17 protein-coding genes are annotated in these 21661 nt (G+C 73.7%); 6 read left to right on the forward strand and 11 right to left on the reverse strand.

The window, feature by feature from the left end; genetic code table 11:
• Positions 1–12: 12 nt before the first annotated feature.
• The 3 genes from ACH54P_RS05575 to metH are packed head-to-tail and all read right to left on the reverse strand — an operon-like array spanning position 13 to position 5774.
• Positions 13–1476, reverse strand: a complete 1464-nt coding sequence (locus ACH54P_RS05575) for an AlkA N-terminal domain-containing protein (protein ID WP_489911241.1) — start codon at positions 1474–1476, stop codon at positions 13–15.
• 59 nt (positions 1477–1535) lie between these two features.
• Positions 1536–2168 (reverse strand): HAD family hydrolase, encoded by a 633-nt coding sequence (locus ACH54P_RS05580; RefSeq protein ID WP_489917131.1) that lies wholly within the window; start codon positions 2166–2168, stop codon positions 1536–1538.
• 42 nt (positions 2169–2210) lie between these two features.
• Positions 2211–5774: a methionine synthase gene (gene metH / locus ACH54P_RS05585; RefSeq protein ID WP_489911242.1), complete on the reverse strand. Its 3564-nt coding sequence runs from the start codon at positions 5772–5774 to the stop codon at positions 2211–2213.
• 38 nt (positions 5775–5812) lie between these two features.
• Here metH and ACH54P_RS05590 point away from each other — a divergent pair, with 38 nt between their 5' ends.
• Entirely contained in the window at positions 5813–6724 is a 912-nt protein-coding gene (locus ACH54P_RS05590) for a PAC2 family protein (protein WP_489911243.1), read from the forward strand.
• A gap of 18 nt (positions 6725–6742) precedes the next feature.
• Here ACH54P_RS05590 and ACH54P_RS05595 read toward each other — a convergent pair whose 3' ends face one another.
• A complete protein-coding gene (locus tag ACH54P_RS05595) occupies positions 6743–7678 on the reverse strand; it encodes a phosphotriesterase family protein (protein WP_489911244.1) in 936 nt (311 codons plus the stop codon).
• Between the two features lie 38 nt (positions 7679–7716).
• On the opposite strand from ACH54P_RS05595, the gene ACH54P_RS05600 reads away from it, so the two are divergent.
• Complete coding sequence (locus tag ACH54P_RS05600) at positions 7717–8262, forward strand: CGNR zinc finger domain-containing protein (RefSeq protein ID WP_489911245.1); 546 nt, start codon at positions 7717–7719, stop codon at positions 8260–8262.
• On the opposite strand, the gene ACH54P_RS05605 is transcribed toward ACH54P_RS05600, so the two are convergent.
• Genes ACH54P_RS05605 through ACH54P_RS05615 form a run of 3 tightly spaced genes read right to left on the reverse strand, consistent with a single transcriptional unit; the run spans position 8257 to position 10912 of the window.
• Entirely contained in the window at positions 8257–9090 is an 834-nt protein-coding gene (locus tag ACH54P_RS05605) for a metallophosphoesterase family protein (protein ID WP_489911246.1), read from the reverse strand. The two genes, ACH54P_RS05600 and ACH54P_RS05605, sit on opposite strands and share 6 nt — an antisense overlap.
• On the reverse strand, positions 9054–10328 hold the full coding sequence (locus tag ACH54P_RS05610; RefSeq protein WP_489911247.1) for an MFS transporter: 1275 nt from the start codon (positions 10326–10328) through the stop codon (positions 9054–9056). Before ACH54P_RS05610 ends, ACH54P_RS05605 begins: the two co-directional genes overlap by 37 nt.
• Entirely contained in the window at positions 10325–10912 is a 588-nt protein-coding gene (locus ACH54P_RS05615) for an ArsR/SmtB family transcription factor (protein WP_489911248.1), read from the reverse strand. The genes ACH54P_RS05610 and ACH54P_RS05615 overlap by 4 nt, the downstream gene beginning before the upstream one ends.
• Before the next feature lie 147 nt (positions 10913–11059).
• Here ACH54P_RS05615 and ACH54P_RS05620 point away from each other — a divergent pair, with 147 nt between their 5' ends.
• Both ACH54P_RS05620 and ACH54P_RS05625 read left to right on the forward strand, forming a co-directional pair.
• On the forward strand, positions 11060–11536 hold the full coding sequence (locus tag ACH54P_RS05620; protein WP_489911249.1) for a MarR family winged helix-turn-helix transcriptional regulator: 477 nt from the start codon (positions 11060–11062) through the stop codon (positions 11534–11536).
• A gap of 157 nt (positions 11537–11693) precedes the next feature.
• Positions 11694–13325 (forward strand): ABC-F family ATP-binding cassette domain-containing protein, encoded by a 1632-nt coding sequence (locus tag ACH54P_RS05625; RefSeq protein ID WP_489911250.1) that lies wholly within the window; start codon positions 11694–11696, stop codon positions 13323–13325.
• A gap of 52 nt (positions 13326–13377) precedes the next feature.
• On the opposite strand, the gene mshC is transcribed toward ACH54P_RS05625, so the two are convergent.
• Together mshC and ACH54P_RS05635 are read right to left on the reverse strand one after the other, a co-directional pair.
• On the reverse strand, positions 13378–14616 hold the full coding sequence (mshC, locus tag ACH54P_RS05630) for a cysteine--1-D-myo-inosityl 2-amino-2-deoxy-alpha-D-glucopyranoside ligase (protein WP_489911251.1): 1239 nt from the start codon (positions 14614–14616) through the stop codon (positions 13378–13380).
• 67 nt (positions 14617–14683) lie between these two features.
• Complete coding sequence (locus ACH54P_RS05635; protein ID WP_489911252.1) at positions 14684–15442, reverse strand: MerR family transcriptional regulator; 759 nt, start codon at positions 15440–15442, stop codon at positions 14684–14686.
• 126 nt (positions 15443–15568) lie between these two features.
• Here ACH54P_RS05635 and ACH54P_RS05640 point away from each other — a divergent pair, with 126 nt between their 5' ends.
• Positions 15569–16927 (forward strand): hypothetical protein, encoded by a 1359-nt coding sequence (locus ACH54P_RS05640; RefSeq protein ID WP_489911253.1) that lies wholly within the window; start codon positions 15569–15571, stop codon positions 16925–16927.
• A gap of 466 nt (positions 16928–17393) precedes the next feature.
• Here ACH54P_RS05640 and ACH54P_RS05645 read toward each other — a convergent pair whose 3' ends face one another.
• Together ACH54P_RS05645 and ACH54P_RS05650 are read right to left on the reverse strand one after the other, a co-directional pair.
• Positions 17394–19358 (reverse strand): vWA domain-containing protein, encoded by a 1965-nt coding sequence (locus ACH54P_RS05645; RefSeq protein WP_489911254.1) that lies wholly within the window; start codon positions 19356–19358, stop codon positions 17394–17396.
• Positions 19355–20752 (reverse strand): ATP-binding protein, encoded by a 1398-nt coding sequence (locus ACH54P_RS05650; RefSeq protein WP_489911255.1) that lies wholly within the window; start codon positions 20750–20752, stop codon positions 19355–19357. Before ACH54P_RS05650 ends, ACH54P_RS05645 begins: the two co-directional genes overlap by 4 nt.
• Before the next feature lie 100 nt (positions 20753–20852).
• On the opposite strand from ACH54P_RS05650, the gene ACH54P_RS05655 reads away from it, so the two are divergent.
• A complete protein-coding gene (locus ACH54P_RS05655) occupies positions 20853–21656 on the forward strand; it encodes an Rv1486c family protein (protein WP_489911256.1) in 804 nt (267 codons plus the stop codon).
• Positions 21657–21661 lie beyond the last annotated feature (5 nt).

A 21661-nucleotide genomic window follows, 5' to 3' on the forward strand; every position in this document is an offset into this window, starting at 1 on the left:
CTCCTGCCGGGTTCATGCCGCGGGCATCCGGTTGATCGCGTGGTCGCCGGTGGCCCACAGGTGCTGGGTGGCGTAGGCCCGCCAGGGGCGCCACGCCGCGGACCGGGCGACGACGGCCGCCTGGCCGCCCAAGCCGAGGGTCTCCGCCGCGTACTTGATGCCGAGGTCGGTGGGGAGGAAGGCGTCCGGGTCGCCCAGCGCCCGCATCGCGATGCTCTCGACCGTCCACGGCCCGAAGCCGGGCAACGCGCCCAGCGCGGCCCGGGCCGCCTGCCAGTCGCTGCCCGCGCTGAGGTCCAGGCCGTCGGTCAACGCCGAGACCAGCCCCAGCAGCGTGCGACGGCGGCTGCGCGGCATGGCGAGGGTCTCGGGATCCAGCGAAGCCAGGGCCTCCGGCGACGGGAACAGGTGGGTGAGCCCGCCTTCGGGGTCGTCGACCGGCTCGCCGTGGGCGACGACGAGCCGGGCCGCGTGGGTGCGCGCCGCCGCCGTCGAGACCTGCTGCCCCAGCACGGCCCGCACGGCGAACTCGGCGCCGTCGACCGTGCGCGGGACCCGCCGGCCGGGTGCGGCCGCGACCAGCGGCGCGAGCAGGGGGTCGGTGGCGAGCTGGTCGTCGACGGCGACCGGGTCGGCGTCGAGGTCCAGCAGGCGGCGGCACCGGCTGGTGGCGGCGGGCAGGTCGCGGAGGTCGGCCAGGGTGAGCCGGCAGGCGATGTGGCCGTCCTGCGGCCGCAGCGCGACGACGCCGTGGCCGTGCGGCAGCCGCAGCGTCCGGCGGTACGCGCCGTCGCGCCACTCCTCCACGCCCGGCACGCCGGTGGCCACGAGGTGCCCGAACAGGTTGTCCGGGCACAGCGGCTGCCGGTACGGCAGCCGCAGGACGATCGCCCCGGCGGCGCCCGACGGCGTGCCCTTCGCGCGGCTGCGCAGTTCCGTCGGCGAGAGGGCGAAGACCTCGCGGACGGTGTCGTTGAACGTCCGGAGGCTGCCGAAACCGGCGGCGAGGGCCAGCTCGGTCATCGGCAGGGTGGTCGTCTCGATCAGGGTGCGCGCGGTCTGGGCGCGCTGGGCCCTGGCGAGGGCCAGGGGGCCGGCGCCGAGTTCGGCGAGCACCTGGCGTTCGACCTGCCGGACGCTGTAGCCGAGCCGGGCGGCGAGGCCGCGGACGCCTTCGGTGTCGACGACGCCGTCGGCGATCAGCCGCATCGCCCGCGCGACGAGGTCGGCGCGCTCGTTCCACAACGGCGAGCCGGGGCTGGCGTCGGGGCGGCAGCGCTTGCACGCCCGGAACCCGGCCTGCTGGGCGGCCGCGGCGCTCGGGTAGAAGCTCATGTTCCGCGGCTTCGGCGGCACCACCGGGCAGCTGGGCCGGCAGTAGATCTTCGTGGTCAGGACGGCGGTGTAGAACCACCCGTCGAACCGGGCGTCCTTCCCCTGCACGGCCCGCACGCACCGCTCGAAGTCCTCATGCACCACGTCAGCATCGCGGACCTAGGGCGCCCCGGGCTAGCGGAAATGCGACATGGTGGTGCTCAGCCGAGCAGGGCCGCCAGCGCCGGCACGTCGATCCCGACGAGCGAGTCGCGGAACACGCGCCGCTCCCCCGCCTCGACCGGGACGTCGTTGGGGATCACCAGCACCGTGCAGCCCGCCGCGACCGCGGACGCGGTGCCCGGCGGCGAGTCCTCGACCGCGACGCACCGCTCGGGCGCAACGCCGAGCAGCTCCGCCGCCTTGAGGTACGGGCGCGGGTGCGGCTTGTTCAGACCTTCGACCTCGTCGCCGCACACGGTGACGTCGAAGAACTCCCGGCCGATCGTGTTCAGCGCCAGCTCGGTCAGGTCCCGCTCGGTGGAGGTGACCAGCGCCGAAGCCAGACCCGCTTCACGCACCGCCGTGAGTGCTTCGCGGGCACCCGGGCGCCACGGCAGTTCGTCGTCGAAGAGCCCGGCCGTGCGGCGGCGGATCTCCGCGCCCGTCGACGCGATCGCCTCGGGGGTCACCGGAAGACCGACGACCTCGAGCAGGTACGCCGAGGTGTCGTCCATGTTGGACCCGACGAGCGTCATCCGCTGCTCCTCGGAGAGCCTGCCGCCGAGCCACTCCGCCGTCTCGTACAGCGCGATGTCCCACAGCTTCTCGGAATCGACGAGCGTGCCGTCCATGTCCCACAGCACGGCGACGAGTCCGTCCACAGTGGATCTCCCTTAGGTGTTGAAGTACTTCGCTTCCGGGTGGTGGCAGACGATCGCGTCGGTCGACTGCTCGGGGTGCAGCTGGTACTCCTCGGACAGCTTGACGCCGATCCGGCCCGGCTCGAGCAGCGCGACGATCTTCGCCCGGTCCTCGAGATCGGGACAGGCGCCGTAGCCCAGTGAGAACCTCGCTCCACGGTAGCCGAGCTTGAAGAACTCCTCGACGTCGTCGGGGTCCTCTGAGGCGACCGCCACACCGCCGGGGAAGGTCAGCTCCTGCCGGATGCGGCAGTGCCAGTACTCGGCCAGCGCCTCGGTGAGCTGGACGCCGAGGCCGTGCACCTCGAGGTAGTCGCGGTAGGCGTCGGCGGCGAACAGCTCGTTCGCGTAGTCGGCGATCGGCCGGCCCATGGTGACGACGGTGAACGGCACGACGTCCACCTCACCGCCCGAGACGGCCTCCCGCGGCCGGTAGAAGTCGGCCAGGCAGAGGCGCCGGTCGCGGCGCTGGCGCGGGAAGGTGAAGCGCAGCCGCTCGGGCGCGTCCGGCTCGGGTTCGGTGAGCACGACGAGGTCGTCGCCCTCGGCGACGCACGGGAAGTAGCCGTAGACGACGGCCGCGTGGGCCAGGACGCCGTCCGCGGTCAGCCGGTCGAGCCAGTACCGCAGCCGCGGCCGGCCTTCGGACTCGACCAGTTCGTCGTACGTCGGGCCGGCGCCGCCGCGGGCGCCCTTGAGGCCCCACTGGCCCATGAAGGTCGCGCGCTCGTCGAGCATCGCCGCGTAGTCGGCGACCGGGACGCCCTTGACCACCCGGGAGCCCCAGAACGGCGGCACCGGCAGCGGGACGTCGGTGGCGACGTCCGACCGCGCGGGCGGCGGCCCTTCGAGGGCTTCTTCTTCGGCCTTGCGGGCCTTGCGCGCCTCGGCGATCCGCAGCGAGCGTTCGCGGCGTTCCTTGCGCTCCTGGCGTTTCTTCTCCGCGTCGGTGTCCACCAGCGGTGATTCGCCGCGCTTGGCGGCCATGATCGCATCCATCAGCCGCAGTCCCTCGAACGCGTCCCGCGCGTAGCGGACGTCGCCGAGGTAGAGCTCGGTCAGGTCGTTCTCCACGTAGGACCGGGTCAGCGCCGCCCCGCCGAGCAGCACCGGCCACCGCGCGGAGACGCCCCGGGAGTTCATCTCCTGGAGGTTCTCCTTCATGATCACGGTGGACTTGACCAGCAGCCCGGACATCCCGATGGCGTCGGCGCCGTGCTCCGCGGCCGCGTCCAGGATGGTCGTGATCGGCTGCTTGATGCCGAGGTTGACGACCTCGTAGCCGTTGTTGGACAGGATGATGTCGACGAGGTTCTTGCCGATGTCGTGGACGTCGCCGCGCACGGTGGCCAGCACGATCCGGCCCTTGCCGGCGTCGTCCTCCTTCTCCATGTGCGGCTCGAGGTGGGCGACGGCGGCCTTCATCACCTCGGCGGACTGCAGGACGAACGGCAGCTGCATCTGCCCGGAGCCGAACAGCTCGCCGACGGTCTTCATGCCGGACAGCAGCGTGTCGTTGATGATCTGCAGGGCGGGCCGCTGCTCCAGGGCCGCGTCGAGGTCGTCGGCGAGGCCGTTGCGCTCGCCGTCGACGATCCGGCGTTCGAGGCGTTCGAACAGCGGCAGCGCGGCCAGCTCCTCGGCCCGTGACGCCTTGGACGAGGCCGCGCTCACGCCCTCGAACACGCCCATCAGCTCCTGCAGCGGGTCGTAGCCCTCACGACGGCGGTCGTAGACGAGGTCCAGGGCGATCGCGCGCTGGTCGTCCGGGATGCGGGCCATCGGCAGGATCTTCGACGCGTGCACGATCGCGGTGTCCAGCCCGGCCTGGACGCATTCGTGCAGGAACACCGAGTTCAGCACCTGGCGGGCGGCCGGGTTCAGCCCGAACGAGATGTTCGACAGGCCGAGCGTGGTCTGGACGTCGGGGTGGCGGCGCTTGATCTCGCGGATGGCCTCGATCGTCTCGATGCCGTCGCGGCGCGACTCCTCCTGGCCGGTGGCGATGGTGAAGGTCAGGGCGTCGATGATGACGTCGGAGGTGCGCAGCCCCCACTTGCCGGTGATGTCCTCGATGAGCCGGGTCGCGATGTCGGCCTTCTTCTGCGCGGTGCGCGCCTGGCCCTCTTCGTCGATGGTCAGGGCGACGACGGCGGCGCCGAACTCGCTGACCAGGTCCATGACCTGGGTGAACCGCGATCCGGGTCCGTCGCCGTCCTCGTAGTTGACGGAGTTGACCGCGCAGCGGCCGCCGAGGCGTTCCAGCCCGGCGCGCAGGACCGGGACCTCGGTCGAGTCGAGCATGATCGGCAGGGTCGACGCCGTCGCGAGCCGTCCGGCCAGCTCGGCCATGTCCGCGGTGCCGTCGCGGCCGACGTAGTCGACGCAGAGGTCGAGCAGGTGGGCGCCGTCGCGGGTCTGCTCGCGGGCGATCTCGACGCAGTCGTCCCAGCGGCCCTCGAGCATCGCGGTGCGGAAGGCCTTGGACCCGTTGGCGTTGGTCCGCTCGCCGATCATCAGCACGCTGGCGTCCTGCTTGAACGGCACCGCCTGGTACAGCGACGACACGCCGGGCTCGGGGTGCGGCCGCCTCGGCACCGGCGCGGTGCCCGCGACGGCCGCGGCGAGCTGCCGGATGTGCTCGTCGGTGGTGCCGCAGCAGCCGCCGACCAGGCCGACGCCGAACTCGCGGACGAACCCGGTGAGCGCCTCGACCAGGGCTTCCGGGCCGAGCGGGTACACGGCGCCGTCCGGGCCCAGTTCCGGCAGGCCGGCGTTGGGCAGCACCGACAGCGGCACGCGGGCGTGCTTGGCCAGCTGCCGCAGGTGCTCGCTCATCTCGGCCGGGCCGGTGGCGCAGTTGAGCCCGATGACGTCGATGCCGAGCGGCTCCAGCGCGGCCAGCGCCGCGCCGACCTCGGTGCCGAGCAGCATGGTCCCGGTGGTCTCGACGGTGATGGAGGCGAGGATCGGCACGCGCCTGCCCTCGGCGGCCATCGCCCGCTTGGCGCCGATGATCGACGCCTTCGTCTGCAGGATGTCCTGGGTGGTCTCGACGATCACCGCGTCGGCGCCGCCGGCCAGCAGGCCGCGGACCTGCTCGGCGTAGGCGTCACGGAGGGTGGTGAACGGCGCGTGCCCGAGCGTCGGCAGCTTCGTGCCAGGGCCGACCGAGCCGAGCACGAACCGCGGGCGGTCCGGCGTCGCGAACTCGTCGGCGGTCTCCCGGGCCAGCCGCGCCCCGGCTTCGGCCAGTTCGAAGATCCGGCCGGTGATGTCGTACTCGGCGAAGTTGGCGAAATTGGCCCCGAAAGTGTTCGTTTCGACGGCGTCCGCGCCCGCTTCCAGGTACCCGCGGTGGACCGAACGGACCACGTCCGGCCGGGTGACGTTGAGGATCTCGTTGCAGCCCTCCAGGCCGCCGAAGTCGTCCAGGCTCAGGTCGTGGGCCTGCAGGGCCGTGCCCATCGCGCCGTCGGCCACCAGCACGCGGGACCGGAGGGCATCCAGGAACGGTGACGACAGGCGATCGGACATGCTGAACAGGGTAAGGCCGGTGGTCGTAGGCTGGTCCGGTGAGTGAGCCCGTCGACGAGACCCCGCGGCCGCCCGGCGACCGCCCCGAACCCTCCCGGCCATTGATGGTGGTCGCCTTCGAAGGCTGGAACGACGCAGGTGACGCGGCCAGCCGGGCGGTCGAGCACCTGCAGCTGAACTGGGACGCCACGCCACTGGCCGAACTGGAGCCCGACGACTACTACGACTTCCAGGTCAGCCGCCCGAACGTCCGGATGGTGGACGGCGTCACTCGACGGGTGGACTGGCCGACCACGACGCTGTCGGTGTGCCGTCCCGACGGGTTCGACCGCGACGTCGTGCTCGTGCAGGGTCCCGAGCCGAACATGCGCTGGCGCGCCTTCTGCGCCGAGCTGCTGGAGCACATCCAGCAGCTGGACGTCGCGACCGTCGTGACGCTGGGGGCGCTGCTCGCCGACACCGCGCACACACGGCCCGTCCCGGTCACCGGGACGGCGTACGACAAGGACACCGCGTCGCTGTACGGGCTCGACCTGAACAACTACCAGGGCCCGTCCGGCATCGTCGGGATCCTGCAGGACTACTGCGTGCAGGCGGGCATCCCGGCCGTGTCGATCTGGGCCGCGGTGCCGCACTACGTGTCGCACCCGCCGTCCCCGAAGGCGACGCTGGCGCTGCTGCACAAGCTGGAGGACATCCTCGACGTCGAAATCCCGCTGGGCGCGCTGCCGGAGCAGTCCGAGGAGTGGCAGCGCACGGTCAGCGAGATGGCCGACGAGGACGAAGAGATCAGCGAGTACGTCCGCAGCCTCGAAGAACGCGGTGACGCGCAGAGCGAGGTCGTGGCCGAGGACGTCAGCGGCGACAAGATCGCCGCCGAGTTCGAGCGCTACCTGCGCCGCCGCGGCCGTGGGGGCGGTGGCGGGCAGGAAGGCTTCGGCCTGCGCTGAGCCGGCCCCGAGCAGGGGCTACTTCAGCCAGCTGGTGGCGAACGCCCGGGCGGGGTTCGCCACCAGCATCGCCGTCACGACGTCGCCGCCGAGCAGCCGGGCGAGCCGCGGGGCCAGCGTGGTGAGCAGGTACGGCAGGCCGACCTCGCGGCGGGCCGTGGCGGTCGTCGTGTCGCCGCCCAGCAGCAGCTGAGCGCCGTGCCCGGCCTCGACCAGGGCCTCGAGGCAGTCCGGGAGCCGCCAGTCCGTGGCGTGGTTCGCCCGCGACGGCCCGTCGAACGCCAGGAACGTGCCCGCGTCGGCGATTTCACGCAGCAACCGCAGGTCGGGGTTGCGGTTGAGGTGGCCCAGGATCACCCGGTCGGCCGGAACGCCGAGGGATCCGCAGAGCAGCTCGGCGACTTCGAGCCCCGCCGTGCCCAGTTCGAGGTGGACGGCGATCGGTGCCCCGGTCTCGTCGTGCGCGACCGCCGCGGCGGTCAGCGTCGCCCGGGCGTGGTCGTCGATCCCGTGGAAGCCGCCCGCGACCTTGATGAGCCCGGCGCGCTGCCGGCCCCGCAGGTCCTCGGGCAGGTCCGCGGGCGGGGTGCCCTCGGTCAGATCGGCGACGAAGACCGCGACGAGGTCGTCGACGACCCGCTCGAGCACGGCCGGCGAGTAGTGCCCGGCCCGGTGCAGGCCGGTGGCCGCGACGATGTACACCCCGGTCTCCCGGGAGAGCTGGGCCAGTTCCCGGGTCCGGCGGCCGAGGCCGTACGGCGTCCACTGCACCAGCGTGGCGCCGCCCGCCCCCTTGAACTCGGCGAGCTGCAGCATCGCCGCGCCGGTGTCGTCGAGTTCCTCGCCCGGCAGCAGCTTCGAGGCGAAGAAGAGGTGGTCGTGCGAGTCGGTCACGCCCAGCTCGGCGGGATCGATGTCGCCGGTCAGCGTCCGCACCTTGGGTTCCCCGGTCACCCGCCCGAGTGTAACGGCTCACCCGTTACGATGACGAGGTGCCGGAAGAATTCCGCCTCGACATGGGCGCGCCTTGGCTGAACCTGCTCGCCACGCGTGGCCGCCACTTCGGGCCGCAGCCCGTCGAGCGGATCCCGACCGCGGAGCGGCTGCGCGACTGGCTGGCCCGCTCGGACCTGACCCCGCTGGCCCCGGTCACGGACTTCGACCTGGGCACCGCCCACGAACTCCGGGAGGTGCTGCGGCCGCTCGCGCTGGGCGCGGTCGGCGGCGTTCCGCCGCGAGCCGACCAGGTGCGCCCGCTGGCCGCGTTCCTCAAGCCCGAGCCGGTGCACCTGGCCGCGCTCGACCGGCTGCACCGCAGCGCCCCGCCGACCGCGGCCGCCGCCTTCGCCCGGCTGGCGCACCAGGCCGCCGACTGGCTCACCGGGCCGTTGCGCCACGACCTGCGGGCCTGCCCCGAACAGGACTGCCGGGGTGTGTTCGCCGACCCCGGCGGCCGGCGGCGCTGGTGCCCGTCCCCCGCCTGCGCCAGCCGGGGCCGCGTGCGCGCGCTCAGGGAACGGCGCCGCGCCGGGTCATGACGGCCAGAGGATGCGGCGCATCGGCACCGCGCCCCGGGCCCGCTTCCGCCACTCGCGCGGGTAGCCCAGCGAAACCTCTTCGAAGCGGACGCCGTCGGCTTCGGTGGTGCGCGGGATGTGCAGGTGGCCGTAGACGGCGATCTCCGCGCGGTAGCGGACGTGCCAGTCCTCGGTCTTGGTGGTGCCGCACCACAGCGCGAACTCCGGCCAGTACAGCGGCGCGGTCGGGTGGCGGTGCAGCGGCCAGTGCGACATCAGGATCGTGCCGTGGTCCTCGGGGATCGCGTCGAGGCGCTCGGCGCTGACCTTCAGGCGGTCTTCGCACCACGCCTGCCGGCTCGGGTACGGGTCCGGGAACAGGAAGTACTCGTCCGTGCAGACGACGCCGGCCTCCCTGGCCTGGCGCAGGGCCTCCTCCAGGGACGCCCCCTCGGCCTGCGGGGTCCGCCAGCTGTAGTCGTAGAGCAGGAACAGCGGCGCGATCGTCAGCGGCCGCGGGCCGTGCCGCCAGACCGGGAACTCGTCCTCCGGCGTCAGCACGCCGATCTCGCGGCACTGCTCGACGAGGTACTCGTAGCGGGCTTGGCCCCGCAGCTGGCAGTCGTCGTTCTTCGTCGTCCACAGCTCGTGGTTGCCCGGGACCCAGACGACCTTCGCGAACCGGTCGCGCAGGGTCTTCAGCGTCCCGATGGTGGCTTCGGCGCGCTCGGCGACGTCACCGGCGACGAGCAGCCAGTCTTCGGGGGTCTCCGGGACGACGGAGTCGAGGATCGGGCCGTTGCCCTCATGGGTCACGTGGAGGTCGCTGGTGGCGAAGAGGTGCGGCACCCCTCCACCGTAGCCACCGGCGCCGCGGGACCTTCGCGAAACCTGCGGATCCACCGCGTTCCGGGCACGAGCGCGACGATCCCGGCGAGGACGTAGACGCCGGCCTGGACGTCGAGCAGCACCGCCGGCCCGGTCGCCGCGACCAGCGTGCCGGCCAGCAGCGCGCCGGCGGTGGTGAACGTGGCGACGACGGCGAACGTCGTACTCAGCACCCGTCCGGCGCGTTCGGGCGCGACCGCGCTCTGGATCTCCGACAGCACGCCGGCCCCGACGACCACGCCCGGGGCGCCCACCAGCACGAACAGCCCGACGTACACGCCCAGCGCCGTCGTCACCAGGGACAGGTTCCAGATCACCGCGGACAGCAGGCCCAGCACGATCGAACCCCAGCCGAGCAGCGCGGCCGGCGCCACCCGCCGCGCCACGGTGGCCAAGGCGAACCCGGCGGCCAGCCCGCCGAGGGCCTGCACGCCCCGCAGCAGCCCGGCGTCGGCTTCGCTGCCGCCGAGCACGTCCAGGACGTACACCACGAACAGCACCAGGAACATGCCCTGTGCGAGCGAGGTGAAGACCAGGGCGAGCCCGGTGCGCCACAACCGCCGGTTGTGCGTGAGCTCCCGCAGGCCGTCGAGCCAGGCCCGCACCACCGGCTCCCGCGCGGTGGCCGGCGCGGGCGCGGCGACCCGGCGGAACGGCTTGGCCAGCAGCGCCCCGGCGACCACGAGCACCGCGAGGTAGCCGGTGACGACGTCGGCGAGCCCGCCGAAGCCCAGCAGCGCGCCGCCGGCCCAGCCCCCGGCCAGCCGCGCCACGCTGCCGTTGACGCTCATCAGCCCGTTCGCCCCGGTGACCTCCTCGACGCCGACCAGCTCCGGGACGAGCGCGTTGCGCGCGGGTTCGAACACCGACGCGAGGGCCGCCTGCGCGGCCATCACCGCGTAGACCACGGTGACGCCCGGCTCCGCCAGCAGCGGCAACACGACGACGGCCAGCCCGCAGCAGACGCCGAACAGCACCGCGCGGCGGTTCCACCGGTCGGCGACGACACCGGCGACCGGGCTCAGCAGCACCGCGGGCAGCAGGCCGAGCACGATGCTCAACGCCGTCGTCGCGGCGGAGCCGGTGCGCTGGAAGACGTGGACGGGCAACGCCACCTGCAGCATCCACTCGGCCGTCTCGCCGAAGAACGCGGCCACCCACAACCGCGCGAACGCCGGTACCCCCAGCAGCTGCTTCATTCCTCCGCCTTCCCCGAGTGTTCGATGCGCGGGAACGCCCGCAGGCCGACGTGCACCGGGCGCGCGTCCGGCGGCGCGTCCGGCCGGATCGCGCCGACGTAGGGCCGGACCAGTGCGTCGATCGCGTCGGTCAGCCGGGTCAGCTCGTCCGGGGTGACGCGCAGCGCGTAGGTCATCAGCCCGGACGCCGACCGCCACGCCGGGTCGAGGCCCTCCAGCGAGTCGAGGTACCGCTGCGTGAGCTCCTGTTCGTGCCCGAGCTGCGCGCCGACCACGCCCAGCTGCGCCGCCCGGCGCGCCGGGTCGTCGGCCAGCTCCCCCATCTCCAGGCCGACCTGCCGGGCGCGCCACGGCCGTTCCCGGCCGTCTTCGGCGTCGGCCCGCTCGACCAGGCCGTACTGCGCGAGCTGCCGCAGGTGCCAGCTGCAGTTGGACGCCGTGGAGCCGACGGCCTCGGCGCATTCGCTCGCGGTGCGCGGCCCGACCGCGGTCAGGTGGTTCAGCAGCGCCGACCGCAACGGGTGCGCCAGGGCGCGCAGCAGTTCGACGTCCTCGATCCGCTTGCGCGGCGGCAGCTCGGCCATCGGTCGTCCTATCTGAAAGAGCTCTTTCGAAAGTGCACTTTCATAGTGCGGTCCCGCCTGCGGGTTTGTCAACCGGCTCCGCTATCGTTCGCGGGGCAGTGACTGCGCGAAGCAGTGACTGCCCCGTCACCCGACCTTGGATGGACGTTGCCCGACCAGCGCGAACTCGCCACCGCCGCCGCCCTCGCCCTCCCCCGGTTCGTGGGCTCGACCGCGCTCTTCCACGCGGCGGTCGCCGAGCGGATGGGCGTCACCCCGACCGAGCTGCACTGCCTGCACCTGCTCCACGGCGGCGTCAGCGACTCGCCGTCCGAGCTCGCGCGCCTGCTCGGGATGAGCACGGGCGCGTTCACCCGCCTCCTCGACCGGATGGAACGCCACCGGCTCGCCGAGCGCGCCCCGGACCCGGCGGACCGCCGCCGGCTCGTCGTCCGGCCGCTGCCCGACCGGATGGCCGAGCTCGCCGAGCTGTACGCGCCGATGGCCCGGTTCGTCGGCGAGCGGCTCGCCCGCTTCGACCGCCGCCAGCTGACGGCGCTGCTCGAGTTCCTCACCGACGGCACCGCCGCGGCCGAACGGTCCACCACCGAGCTGCCGGATGTGACCCAGGCCATAACCGGTTGACTAACTCTACGGTTGTTGCGTTAACCTGAGTCCACTATGAGGAACTGAACCGCGCCCATCCCGCTTCCGAGGCGGCACCCGGTCGAGCCGACGCTCCCGCGTGCCACGACGCCCGGCGGGATTTCCGCTTCTTTCCATCCGGGCCCGGTGATCGCACATGTCTCTCGTTTTTCCGTTGCAGGCCAAGGACGTCGTCTTCGGCTACGGCACCCGCGTCGTCCTCGACGGCGTCTCGCTGACCGCGTCCGCCGGCCAGCGGCTCGGCCTGGTCGGCGAGAACGGCAGCGGCAAGTCCACGCTGCTGCGGCTGCTCGCCGGGCTCGAAGAACCCCGCTCCGGCGAGGTGCTGCGCGGCCCGGACGTCGGGTTCCTGCTGCAGGAGCTGCCCTTCCCGCTGGACGCGACGTTCGCCGACGTCCTCGACGACGCGCTCGCCGAGATCCGGGCCGCCACGGTCCGGCTCGACGAGCTGACCGCGGCCATGACCGACCGGCCGGACGACGCGGCGGTCCTCGAGGAGTACGGCCGCGTGCTGGAGTGGGCCCAGGCCCACGACCTGTGGGACGCCGACCGCCGCGCGAAGCTCGTCTGCGACGGGCTCGGCCTCGGCGGCGTCGAACCGGACCGGCGGCTCGGGACGCTGTCCGGCGGGCAGCGGTCCCGGCTCGGGCTGGCCGCGCTGCTGATCCGCCGTCCGGAGACGCTCCTGCTCGACGAACCGACCAACCACCTCGACGACGCCGCGATGGCGTTCCTGGAGCGCCACCTCGCCGAACTGACCGGGATCGTGGTGCTGTCCTCGCACGACCGGGTGTTCCTCGACGCCGTCTGCACGGACATCGTCGACCTCGACCCGGCCGCGGCCGACCGCCAGGCCGGCGGCGCGGTCCGCTACGGCGGCAGCTACTCCGACTACCTCGGGCACAAGAAGGCGGAGCGGGCCCGCTGGGAACAGCGCTACGCCGAGGAGCAGGAGGAACTCAAGGAGCTGCGGGAAACCGTCGCGGTCACGGCGCGCAACGTCGCCTACGGGCGCGGCCCGCGGGACAACGACAAGTTCATCCACCACTTCAAGGGCGCCCGCGTCCAGAAGACGATCTCGCGGCGGGTGCGCGACGCCGAGCAGCGGCTCGAGCACCTCGAACGCGACCAGGTGCGCAAACCCCCGCCCCCGCTGCGGTTCCGGGCGGAGCTCACCGGCCGCGCCGCGGGTGACGGGCCGTCGATCTCGGTGCGTGGCCTGGAGGTGCCGGGACGGCTGCGGCTGCCGCGGCTCGACGTCGGCGGTTCGGCCCGGCTGCTCGTCACCGGCGGGAACGGCGCCGGGAAGTCGACGCTGCTGTCGGTGCTGGCCGGGCACCTGACCCCGGCGAGCGGCTCGGTCCACTTCGGACACGGGGTGCGGGTCGGGCTGCTGGAGCAGGATGTGGCGTTCGCCGAGCCCGCGCGGACCGCGGCCCGCGTGTACCGGGACGCGCTCGGCGAGGAAGCTCCCCCGCTCAGCGGGCTGGGACTGCTGGCTTCGCGCGATCTGCGGCAGCCCGTCGGGGCGCTGTCGGTGGGTCAGCGGCGCCGGCTCGCGCTGGCGGTCCTGCTGGCGGAACCGCCGGACGTGCTCCTGCTCGACGAGCCGACGAACCACATTTCGCTGACCCTGGCGGAAGAGTTGTTCGCCGCCTTGGAAACGGCGCCGGGCGCGGTCGTCATCGCGTCCCACGACCGCTGGCTGCGCCGGGATTGGCAGGGCGACCACCTGGAACTGGCCGAGGGCCAGCCCGTGGCGGTATAGGTCGTTATACACAAGGCGGGGCCCGGTGGCGCTACCGGGCCCCGCCTTGTCGTCAGAGGGTGATGCCGAGGAGGGCGTCGACGGCGATGCGGATCAGGCCCGGTGCCGCCGGGTCCGTGCCGTCGCGGCGCAGGGCCTCGTTCGTCCACGCGTCGATCGCCGCCAGGGCCTTCGGCGTGTCGAGGTTGTCGGAGAGGTGGTCGCGCAGCCGGGCGACGGTGTCCTCGGCCGACGGCCCGGTGGGCAGGGAAACGGCCTCGCGCCAGCGGGCGAGGCGGCCCTCCGCGTCGGTCAGCAGAGCGGGGGTCCACGCGCGGTCGCCGCGGTAGTGCCCGGCGAACAGCGCCAGCCGGATGGCGCCCGGGTCGACCTGGTCGGCCCGCAGGCGCGAGACGAAGACCAGGTTCCCGCGCGACTTCGACATCTTCTCGCCGTCGAGGCCGATCATGCCCGCGTGCACGTAGTGGCGGGCGAACTGGCCGTCCTTGGCCACGGCTTCGGCGTGCGCCGCGCTGTACTCGTGGTGCGGGAAGATCAGGTCCGAGCCGCCACCCTGGACGTCGAACCCGAGGCCCAGCCGGTTGACCGCGATCGCGCTGCACTCGATGTGCCAGCCCGGGCGGCCGGGGCCGAGCTCGGACTCCCACGACGGCTCGCCCTCGCGGGCCACGCGCCACAGCAGCGCGTCCAGCGGGTGGCGCTTGCCGGCGCGGCCGGGGTCGCCGCCGCGTTCGGCGAAGAACTTCGCCATCGTCTCGGCGTCGTAGTTCGACTCGTAGCCGAACTTCCCGGTCGCGGTGTGGTCGAAGTAGACGTCCGGGAACTCCGGGTTGTCGGCCCGGTAGGCGGCGCCGTTGGCCAGCAGCTTCGCGATGACTTCGACGATCTCCGGGATGCTTTCGACCGCCCCGACGAACTGCTTGGGCGGGATGACGCGCAACGCGGTCATGTCCTCGCGGAACAGCGCCGTCTCGCGCATGCCCAGCACGACCCAGTCGTCCTGGTCGCGCTCGGCGCGCTCCAGCAGCGGCTCGTCGATGTCCGTCACGTTCTGCACGTAGTGGACTTCGTGGCCGTTGTCCCGCCAGACCCGGTTCACCAGGTCGAAGGCGAGGTACGTCGCGGCGTGCCCCAGATGCGTCGCGTCGTAGGGCGTGATGCCGCAGACGTACATCCGGGCGGTGGCGCCGGGCGCGGTCGGGCGGATCTGCCCGGTGGCCGTGTCGTGGAGCCGCAGCGGGCGGGGGGTGCCGGGGATGCGGGGCACGTCGACCGATGACCAAGTCTGCATACCCCCGACTGTAAGCGCTGCCCCCGGCACCCTCCCGCCCGGTGGGACTCCTCCCCCACGTGGAGTACTACCCGCGGCGCACCGCGTTCGCCCTGATCGCGTCGCGGACGAAGGCGCCGGTGCCGGGCCGCCGCTCGTCCTCCCGGACCAGGAAGCCGAGTTGCACCGGCTCCGTGACGTACAGCTCACCGATCCGCTGCTGCGTCTCGTACGAGCACTCGCCCATGAACCGGGCGAGCATCGCGCGGTGCTCCTCGGCCAGGTCCATCGCTTCGGGGCCGTCCGCGGCGCCGCCCGCGTCGAGGACGGTGTTCAGCCGGCGCACCCAGTCCTTCCGGACCGCCTCGCCCGCCACGAGGTCCTCCTTGGACGGTGCTGCTGCCCGCTGCCACTCGGGCGTGTCACCCCACCGCCGTGCCGCCTCCTCCGCGTAGCCGTCCGGCTCGCGGAACCCGCCGAACACCTCGAACTTCTCCTCGGGCGTCAACGCGTTGCCCATGGCTCTCGCCTCCATCACACGATCGACGGCCGCGACCATCCGCCCGAGCTCGCCCATCCGCGCCACCAGCAGCTCCCGCTGCCGTTCCAGGTGCGCGTCGGCGTCGATGCCCGGGTTGTCGACGAGGGTCGCGATCGTCTCGAGGGGAAACCCGAGCTCCCGGTAGAACAGGATGCGCTGCAGGCGGTCGAGATCGCCGTCGTCGTAGCTGCGGTACCCCGACGGCGTCCGCCCGCTCGGGCTGAGCAGGCCGATCTCGTCGTAGTGGTGCAGCGTCCGGACGGTGATCCCGGCCAGTGCGGCGACCTTGCCCACGGGGTGGCCCATCGTTCCCCTTCCTCTCCGGCCGGTGTGGCCCTTGCGGTGATCACCGTGGTGCCTCACGCGGCGTGAGGGTCAAGCGTCACCCTTCCGTAGCCGTCACACGGTCGCGAGCGCGGTTAGCCTGGCTCGATGCAAGCCGAGGTCGCGGTGGGCGGCGCCGTCGCCGTGATCGTCCTGGTCACGGTGGTCGCCGCGGTCTTGCGGCGGCGGCGCGCGCCGTCATCGGAAGAGCCCGGCGGGCCGCCGGAACCCGTGACGCGGCTCATGGTCGGCGCGGTCCCGCGCGAACCGCTTTCGGCCGTCCGCCGGGATTCGCTCGCGGCTCGCATCGACGAGACGTTCGCCGGCGGCCGGTTCTGCGTCCTGCTCGGCGGCCACGGCGTCGGCAAAACCCACCTCGCCGCCGCGTACGCCCGCGCGGCCGCGGGCCGGTCGGCCGTCGTGTGGGTGGCCGCGGAGGACCCGGCCAACGCCGTCCGGGCGTACGCCGAACTGGCCCCGCTGCCCGTCGCCGACGCCGAAGCGGCCGCGTTGGCGGGCATGGCGTGGCTGGACGGCCTCGACCGCCCGCTGGTGGTGTTCGACGACGCGGCCGACCCGGACGCCCTCAACCGGTGGCTGCCCGCTCACGCCCGGGTGCTCGTCACGACCACCGTGCCGGACTTCGAGATCCTCGGCGGGGTCGTGCCGGTGAGCGGGTTCGACGAGACCGAGGCGGTCGCGTTCCTGCGCGCGTGGTCCGGCCGGTCCGGCGACGAGGAGCTGGTCCGGGAGCTGGGCTGCCTCCCGCTCGCGCTCGCCCAGGCGGGCGCCGTGCTCCGGCGGCAGGGCCACCTCGGCCGGGTGCCCCACGCCGCGGTGGCGCCGGGCTACCCGGGCTGTGTCGAAGACACCGCGTGCGAAGCGCTGCGGGTGGTGGCGGCCCGGGACGGCCGGGCCCTGGTGCTCGCGGAGCTGCTGGCGGTGCTCGCGCCCCGCGGTGTCCGCCGTTCCCTGGTCCACCGGGCGGGCCCCGACCCGGTGGCGGTGGACGCGGCGCTCGCCGGCCTCACCGGGGCGTCGCTCGCCGGGCTCGACGTGACCGGCGAGGTCGTGACGATGCACCGCCTCACCCAGTGGGCCCTGCTCGGCCGGCTCCACGCGGAGGAGCGGCTAGCGCCGGCGCTGGACCGGGCGTTCGACGTGGTCGAGCCGGACGCGTCGGTGGAAGGCGTCGACCACACGGCGGCGTTGTGGCGCCACTTCCGCGCGCTGACGTCGGCGGAGCTCGCCCCGCGCCTCGACCGGATGCTCCGGCTCCGGCGCCGATCGGTGGACGTGCTGACCGCGGCGGGTGCCGTCGCGCAGGCGCGTGTCCTGGGCCGCGAGGTTCTGGCGGATCACGAGGCGTATCTCCCCGCGGGCCATGGGGACGGTCTCCTCGCCGCGGAGTCGCTGCGCAGGGCGAACGAACCGGTCGCCGCTCCGCGGCGCCGGGCGCGCAGGTAGCCGGTCACCGCCGCCTGCGCCGAGGGGCGAAGGCAGCCGCCCGGCCACGGCGCCGGGCGCGCTCGAGGCGAGCGGGCCGCCGGGCCCCGGCGCGGCCGGGTTCGCAGGTAGCCGCCCGGCCCCCAGCGGCGCCGGGCGCGCAAGCAGCCGCCCACCACCGCCTTCGCCGCACCTGCTCTGCCGCAGGCACGCGAGCCAGCCGCCTCCGCGCCGCCGGATGCGGACGCGGCCGCGCAGCACCGCTGCCTTCGCAGCGCGGGGCGAGCGAGCCGCCCGGCCACGGCGCCGGGCGCGCTCCCACGCAAGGCGAGCGGGCCGCCGGGCCCCGGCGCGGCCGGGTTCGCAGGTAGCCGCCCGGCCCCCAGCGGCGCCGGGCGCGCAAGCAGCCGCCCACCACCGCCTTCGCCGCACCTGCCCTGCGCAGGCACGCCAGCCAGCCGCCGTCCCGGTGCCGGGCCGCCCGCCCTCAGCGCCGTCGGGTCCGCAGGTAGTCGCCGACCACCGCGGCGCCCAGCCCGTCGAGGTCCGGGGCCACCACGCGGCCGCCCGAGCGGCGGGCGATCAGGTCCACGAACGCCGTCAGGCGGGGGTTGTCGCCGAGGCGGAAGACCGTCACCGAGGCGCCCAGCTTGGCCAGGCGGTCCACTTCGGACAGTGTCTTGTGGAGCGTCTGGGGCAGCGGCGGGTAGTCGAAGACCGCTTCGCCGTCCGGTTCCAGGTGGGCCGTCGGCTCGCCGTCGGTGACCATCAGGACCACCGGCTGGGCGTCCGGGTGGCGGCGCAGGTGCTGCCCCGCGAGCAGCAGCCCGTGGTGGGCGTTCGTGCCCTGCTCCCACGCGCCCTCGAGCCCGATCAGCTCCGGCAGCTCCACCGACGTCGCGTAGCGGCCGAACGTGATCAGCTGCAGGGCGTCGTTGCGGAAGCGGGTGCTGATCAGCTGGTGCAGCGCGAGCGCCGTGCGCTTCATCGGCAGCCAGCGCCCTTCCTGCACCATCGACCACGACGTGTCGACCAGCAACGCCACCGCCGCGCGGGAGCGGTGCTCGGTCTCGGCCACCTCGACGTCCTCGACGTCCAGCCGGACCGCGCGCTCCCCCACCGACACCGACCGGAGCACGGCGTTGCGGATGGTCCTCGGCACGTCCCAGGGCTGCATGTCCCCGAACCGCCACGGCCGCGACGCGCCGGTCGGCTCGCCGGCCGCGCCCGCCGACTCGGTCTCGCGCTCGCCGGCCTTGCCGCGCAACGCGTTCACGATGTCGGACAGCGCCGTCTCGCCCAGGCGCCGCAACGCCTTGGGCGACAACCGCAGCGAGCCGTCGGCGGCCCGTTCGAACAGCCCCTGGCGGCGCAGTTCACGCTCCAGCTCGGACAGCCGCCGCGCGTCCACCCCGGCGTCCTTGCCGAGCTGGCGTTCGAGCGCCTCCAGGTCGATGTCCTCCAGCCGGGCACCGGGGTAGGACTGGCCCAGCTGCTCGGCCAGCGCGTCCAGCTCGGCGAGATCCGCCATCGCCTGGGCGCCTTCGCCCATGCCCAGCGGGTTCTTGCCGCGGAAGCGCTCGGACGACGTCCAGTCCTCGCCCGGCCGCGCCGCCCGCAGCTGGGCGTCCAGCTGGGACAGCTGCTGGGCCAGGCGCGGGTCGCCGAACGCCTGCTGGGTCAGCTCGGCCAGCTCCGCCCGCTGCTCGGCCGACATCGAGTTGAGCATCCGCTGGGCCGCCGCGGACCGGGCGGCGAGCGCGTCGATCAGCTCCTCGACCGTGCGCGGGTTCTCCGGGAAGAACTCGCCGTGCTTGCCCATGAAGCCCTCGAAGCGCTCCTGGATGTCCTCGGCGCCCCGGGCGTGCGCGGCGAGGAGGTCGTTGAGGTCGGAGAGCATCTCGTTGATCCGCTCGACGTCCTCGGGCCCGGCGTTCTGCAGGGCCTGCTTCATGCCCTGGAACCGCGACTCCATCAGTTCCCGGCCGAGCAGGTCCCGGATCTTCTGGTAGTTCTCCCGGCCCTGTTCGGACCGCCAGTCGTACTCGGCCAGCTCGTTGACGGCCGCGGCCGTGCCCGGCGGCAGCGCGTCCAGCTGGGCCTCCCGGAACCGGGCTTCGTCGTCCGGATCCGGGAACAGCTCACGGCGCTCGGCGTCGAGGGCCTCGGACAGCAGGCGCTGGACCTCCTGCAGCGTCCCGTCGAGGTTGTTGCGCCGCTGGATCTGCGACCGGCGCTGCCACAGGCGCCGGGTCAGCTCGTCCAGCCCCGACGTGCGGTCGGTGCCCCGGCGCAGCAGCTCCTCCAGCGCGGACCGCGGCGACGCCCCGGCCATCACCTCGCGGCCGATCTCGTCGAGCGCGTCACGCAGGTCGGCCGGCGGCGCGAGCGGGTCCGGCCCGTCGTGCCACGGGCCGTAGGAGTAGCCGTCGGGAAGCGGGACCGCGGTCATCGGCCGTAGACGGTTGTCGCGTCGTCGGAGTCCTTGGCCAGCCGCCGGGCCAGGAACAGCGATTCGAGGGCGAGTTCGACGGCGGCCGCGATCCGCCCGGCGGGCTCGTCGGCGGCGACGCCGGCGCGCGCGGCGACCTCGTGCAGCACCGGCAGCTCCGGCAGCGCTTCGAGGACGTCCTTGCCCGGCACGCGCTCGCCGGTGGCGACCAGGTGGCCGTCGGCGACCGCGTCGGCCAGCGGGCGCAGGTCGAGGCCGGCGAACCGCTCACGGGCGGTCTCGGCGATCGCGCGGCGCAGCAGGTGCACGAGGTGCTCGATCTCGCGGCCCTCTTCGCCGGGCTCGAACTCGATCTTGCCGCGCAGCACCGACGGGACGGCGTCGAGGTCGACCGGCCGCGCCACGGCCGGCTCCTCGCCGGTCAGCGCCGACCGCCGCAGGGCCGCGGCCGCCACGGTTTCCGCCGCGGCGACGGCGAACCGCGCCGAGACGCCGGACCGCTGGTCGATCACCGGCGACTCGCGGAGGTTCCGGACGAACCGGGCGATGACCTCCAGCAGCGGCTCGCCGACCTCGGCGACCAGGTCGGCCTCCTGCCGGACGACCGCCACCTCCGACTCCACGTCGAGGGGGTAGTGGGTGCGGATCTCGGCGCCGAAGCGGTCCTTCAGCGGGGTGATGATCCGGCCGCGGTTGGTGTAGTCCTCGGGGTTCGCCGTGGCGACGAGCAGGACGTCCAGGGGCAGCCGGAGGGTGTAGCCGCGGACCTGGATGTCGCGCTCCTCCATCACGTTGAGCAGCGCGACCTGGATGCGCTCGGCGAGGTCGGGCAGCTCGTTGATGGCGACGATGCCGCGGTGGGCGCGCGGGACCAGGCCGAAGTGGATGGTCTCGGGGTCGCCGAGGCTGCGGCCTTCGGCCACCTTCACCGGGTCGACGTCGCCGATCAGGTCACCGACCGAGGTGTCCGGCGTCGCGAGCTTCTCGGTGTAGCGCTCGGAGCGGTGGCGCCAGGCCACCGGCAGGTCGTCGCCCAGTTCGGCGGCGCGGCGGATCGACGCGGGCGTGATCGGCTGCAGCGGGTGTTCGCCCAGCTCGGAGCCCTCGATGACGGGCGTCCACTCGTCGAGCAGCCCGGCGAGGGTGCGGAGCAGGCGGGTCTTGCCCTGGCCGCGTTCGCCGAGCAGGACGACGTCGTGACCGGCGAGCAGCGCGCGTTCGAGCTGGGGCAGCACGGTCCGCGAGAACCCGACGATGCCGGGCCACGCGTCTTCGCCCGATTTCAGGGCCTTCAGGAGGTTGTCGTGGATCTCTCGCGCGATCGGCCGCGGGGCGTACCCGGCCGCGCGCAGGGCCCCGGCGGTGCGGGGAAGGGCTTCGGGAACTGCGTTCACCCGTTCGACGCTACTGCCGGATCGGCGGTGCGTCGACGTGGAGCGACTCCAGCGTGGGCGCGCTCCCGCACCGCGGGAAGGACCGGTAAAATAGGGCGTCGTGTGCCGTCCCAGTGCGACCTTCGCCGTCTGGTCCAGCGCGTGGCTGAACGGAGCCGCCGCTTCCGACGATGTGCTCGACGCCCTGCTCGCGTGGGGTGAGGCCCATGACGTGGTCGCCGCCGACGCGGCCGCGGCGGAGGCGTTCGACCTGCCCCTGGCCTTCAACCGGGCGGCCACCCCGGTGCAGCTGCTGATGGCGCTGCGTTCGCAGGGAGCGAAATCCTTCCGGCTGGTGCTCCCCGTGCCCGGCGACGTCCGCGGCCTCGGCGGCGGCGGGCCGTTCACCGAAGCGGCGTTGCGCTCGGGCGACGCCGTGGTGCTCGCCGACCTCGGGTTCGGGCTGGTGCCGGAACCGATCGCCGAAGGCCTGGTGCGCTGGACGGTCTACTCGCTCGCGACGGCGGCGCCGGCACCGCCGGAGTACGTGGCCCTCGGCGAGGCCGAGCACGGGCTGACGGACGCGATCCGCGCGAGCGCAGGCGCATTGCAGGCGCTCGACGTCGCTTCCGACCGGCCGGGCGTGCGGGCGGAGCTGTCGGCGCACCTGCGGTCCCGGCCGGACGTCGACTGGCCGGCCGGCACCCCCGGGCGCGCGCTGCGCGTGCTGCAGCGGGCCGAGGAGATCGCGGCGATCCTCGTGGTCGCGCAGACCGACGACCCGGGCGGCGCGCTGTCGGCCTCGGCGTCGACGCTGCGGGCCCAGGCGTTGCGGCCGTTGTCGGACGCGGTCCGGACGGCGCGGTGCGCGGCGGTCAACGAGGCGGTCCGGGTCTTCGGGGAACAGACGGCCCGCGAAGGCTGACCCAC

Source organism: Amycolatopsis sp. N2S4-7, from assembly GCF_058119595.1.

What these genes read in the sequence shown, in the direction of transcription:
- ACH54P_RS05580 (WP_489917131.1), bottom strand. Translation starts at nt 2,168, where the DNA reads ATGGACGGCACGCTCGTCGATTCCGAGAAGCTGTGGGACATCGCGCTG.
- metH (WP_489911242.1), bottom strand. Translation starts at nt 5,774, where the DNA reads ATGTCCGATCGCCTGTCGTCACCGTTCCTGGATGCCCTCCGGTCCCGC.
- ACH54P_RS05610 (WP_489911247.1), bottom strand. Translation starts at nt 10,328, where the DNA reads ATGAAGCAGCTGCTGGGGGTACCGGCGTTCGCGCGGTTGTGGGTGGCC.
- ACH54P_RS05615 (WP_489911248.1), bottom strand. Translation starts at nt 10,912, where the DNA reads ATGGCCGAGCTGCCGCCGCGCAAGCGGATCGAGGACGTCGAACTGCTG.
- ACH54P_RS05625 (WP_489911250.1), top strand. Translation starts at nt 11,694, where the DNA reads ATGTCTCTCGTTTTTCCGTTGCAGGCCAAGGACGTCGTCTTCGGCTAC.
- mshC (WP_489911251.1), bottom strand. Translation starts at nt 14,616, where the DNA reads ATGCAGACTTGGTCATCGGTCGACGTGCCCCGCATCCCCGGCACCCCC.
- ACH54P_RS05635 (WP_489911252.1), bottom strand. Translation starts at nt 15,442, where the DNA reads ATGGGCCACCCCGTGGGCAAGGTCGCCGCACTGGCCGGGATCACCGTC.
- ACH54P_RS05640 (WP_489911253.1), top strand. Translation starts at nt 15,569, where the DNA reads ATGCAAGCCGAGGTCGCGGTGGGCGGCGCCGTCGCCGTGATCGTCCTG.
- ACH54P_RS05645 (WP_489911254.1), bottom strand. Translation starts at nt 19,358, where the DNA reads ATGACCGCGGTCCCGCTTCCCGACGGCTACTCCTACGGCCCGTGGCAC.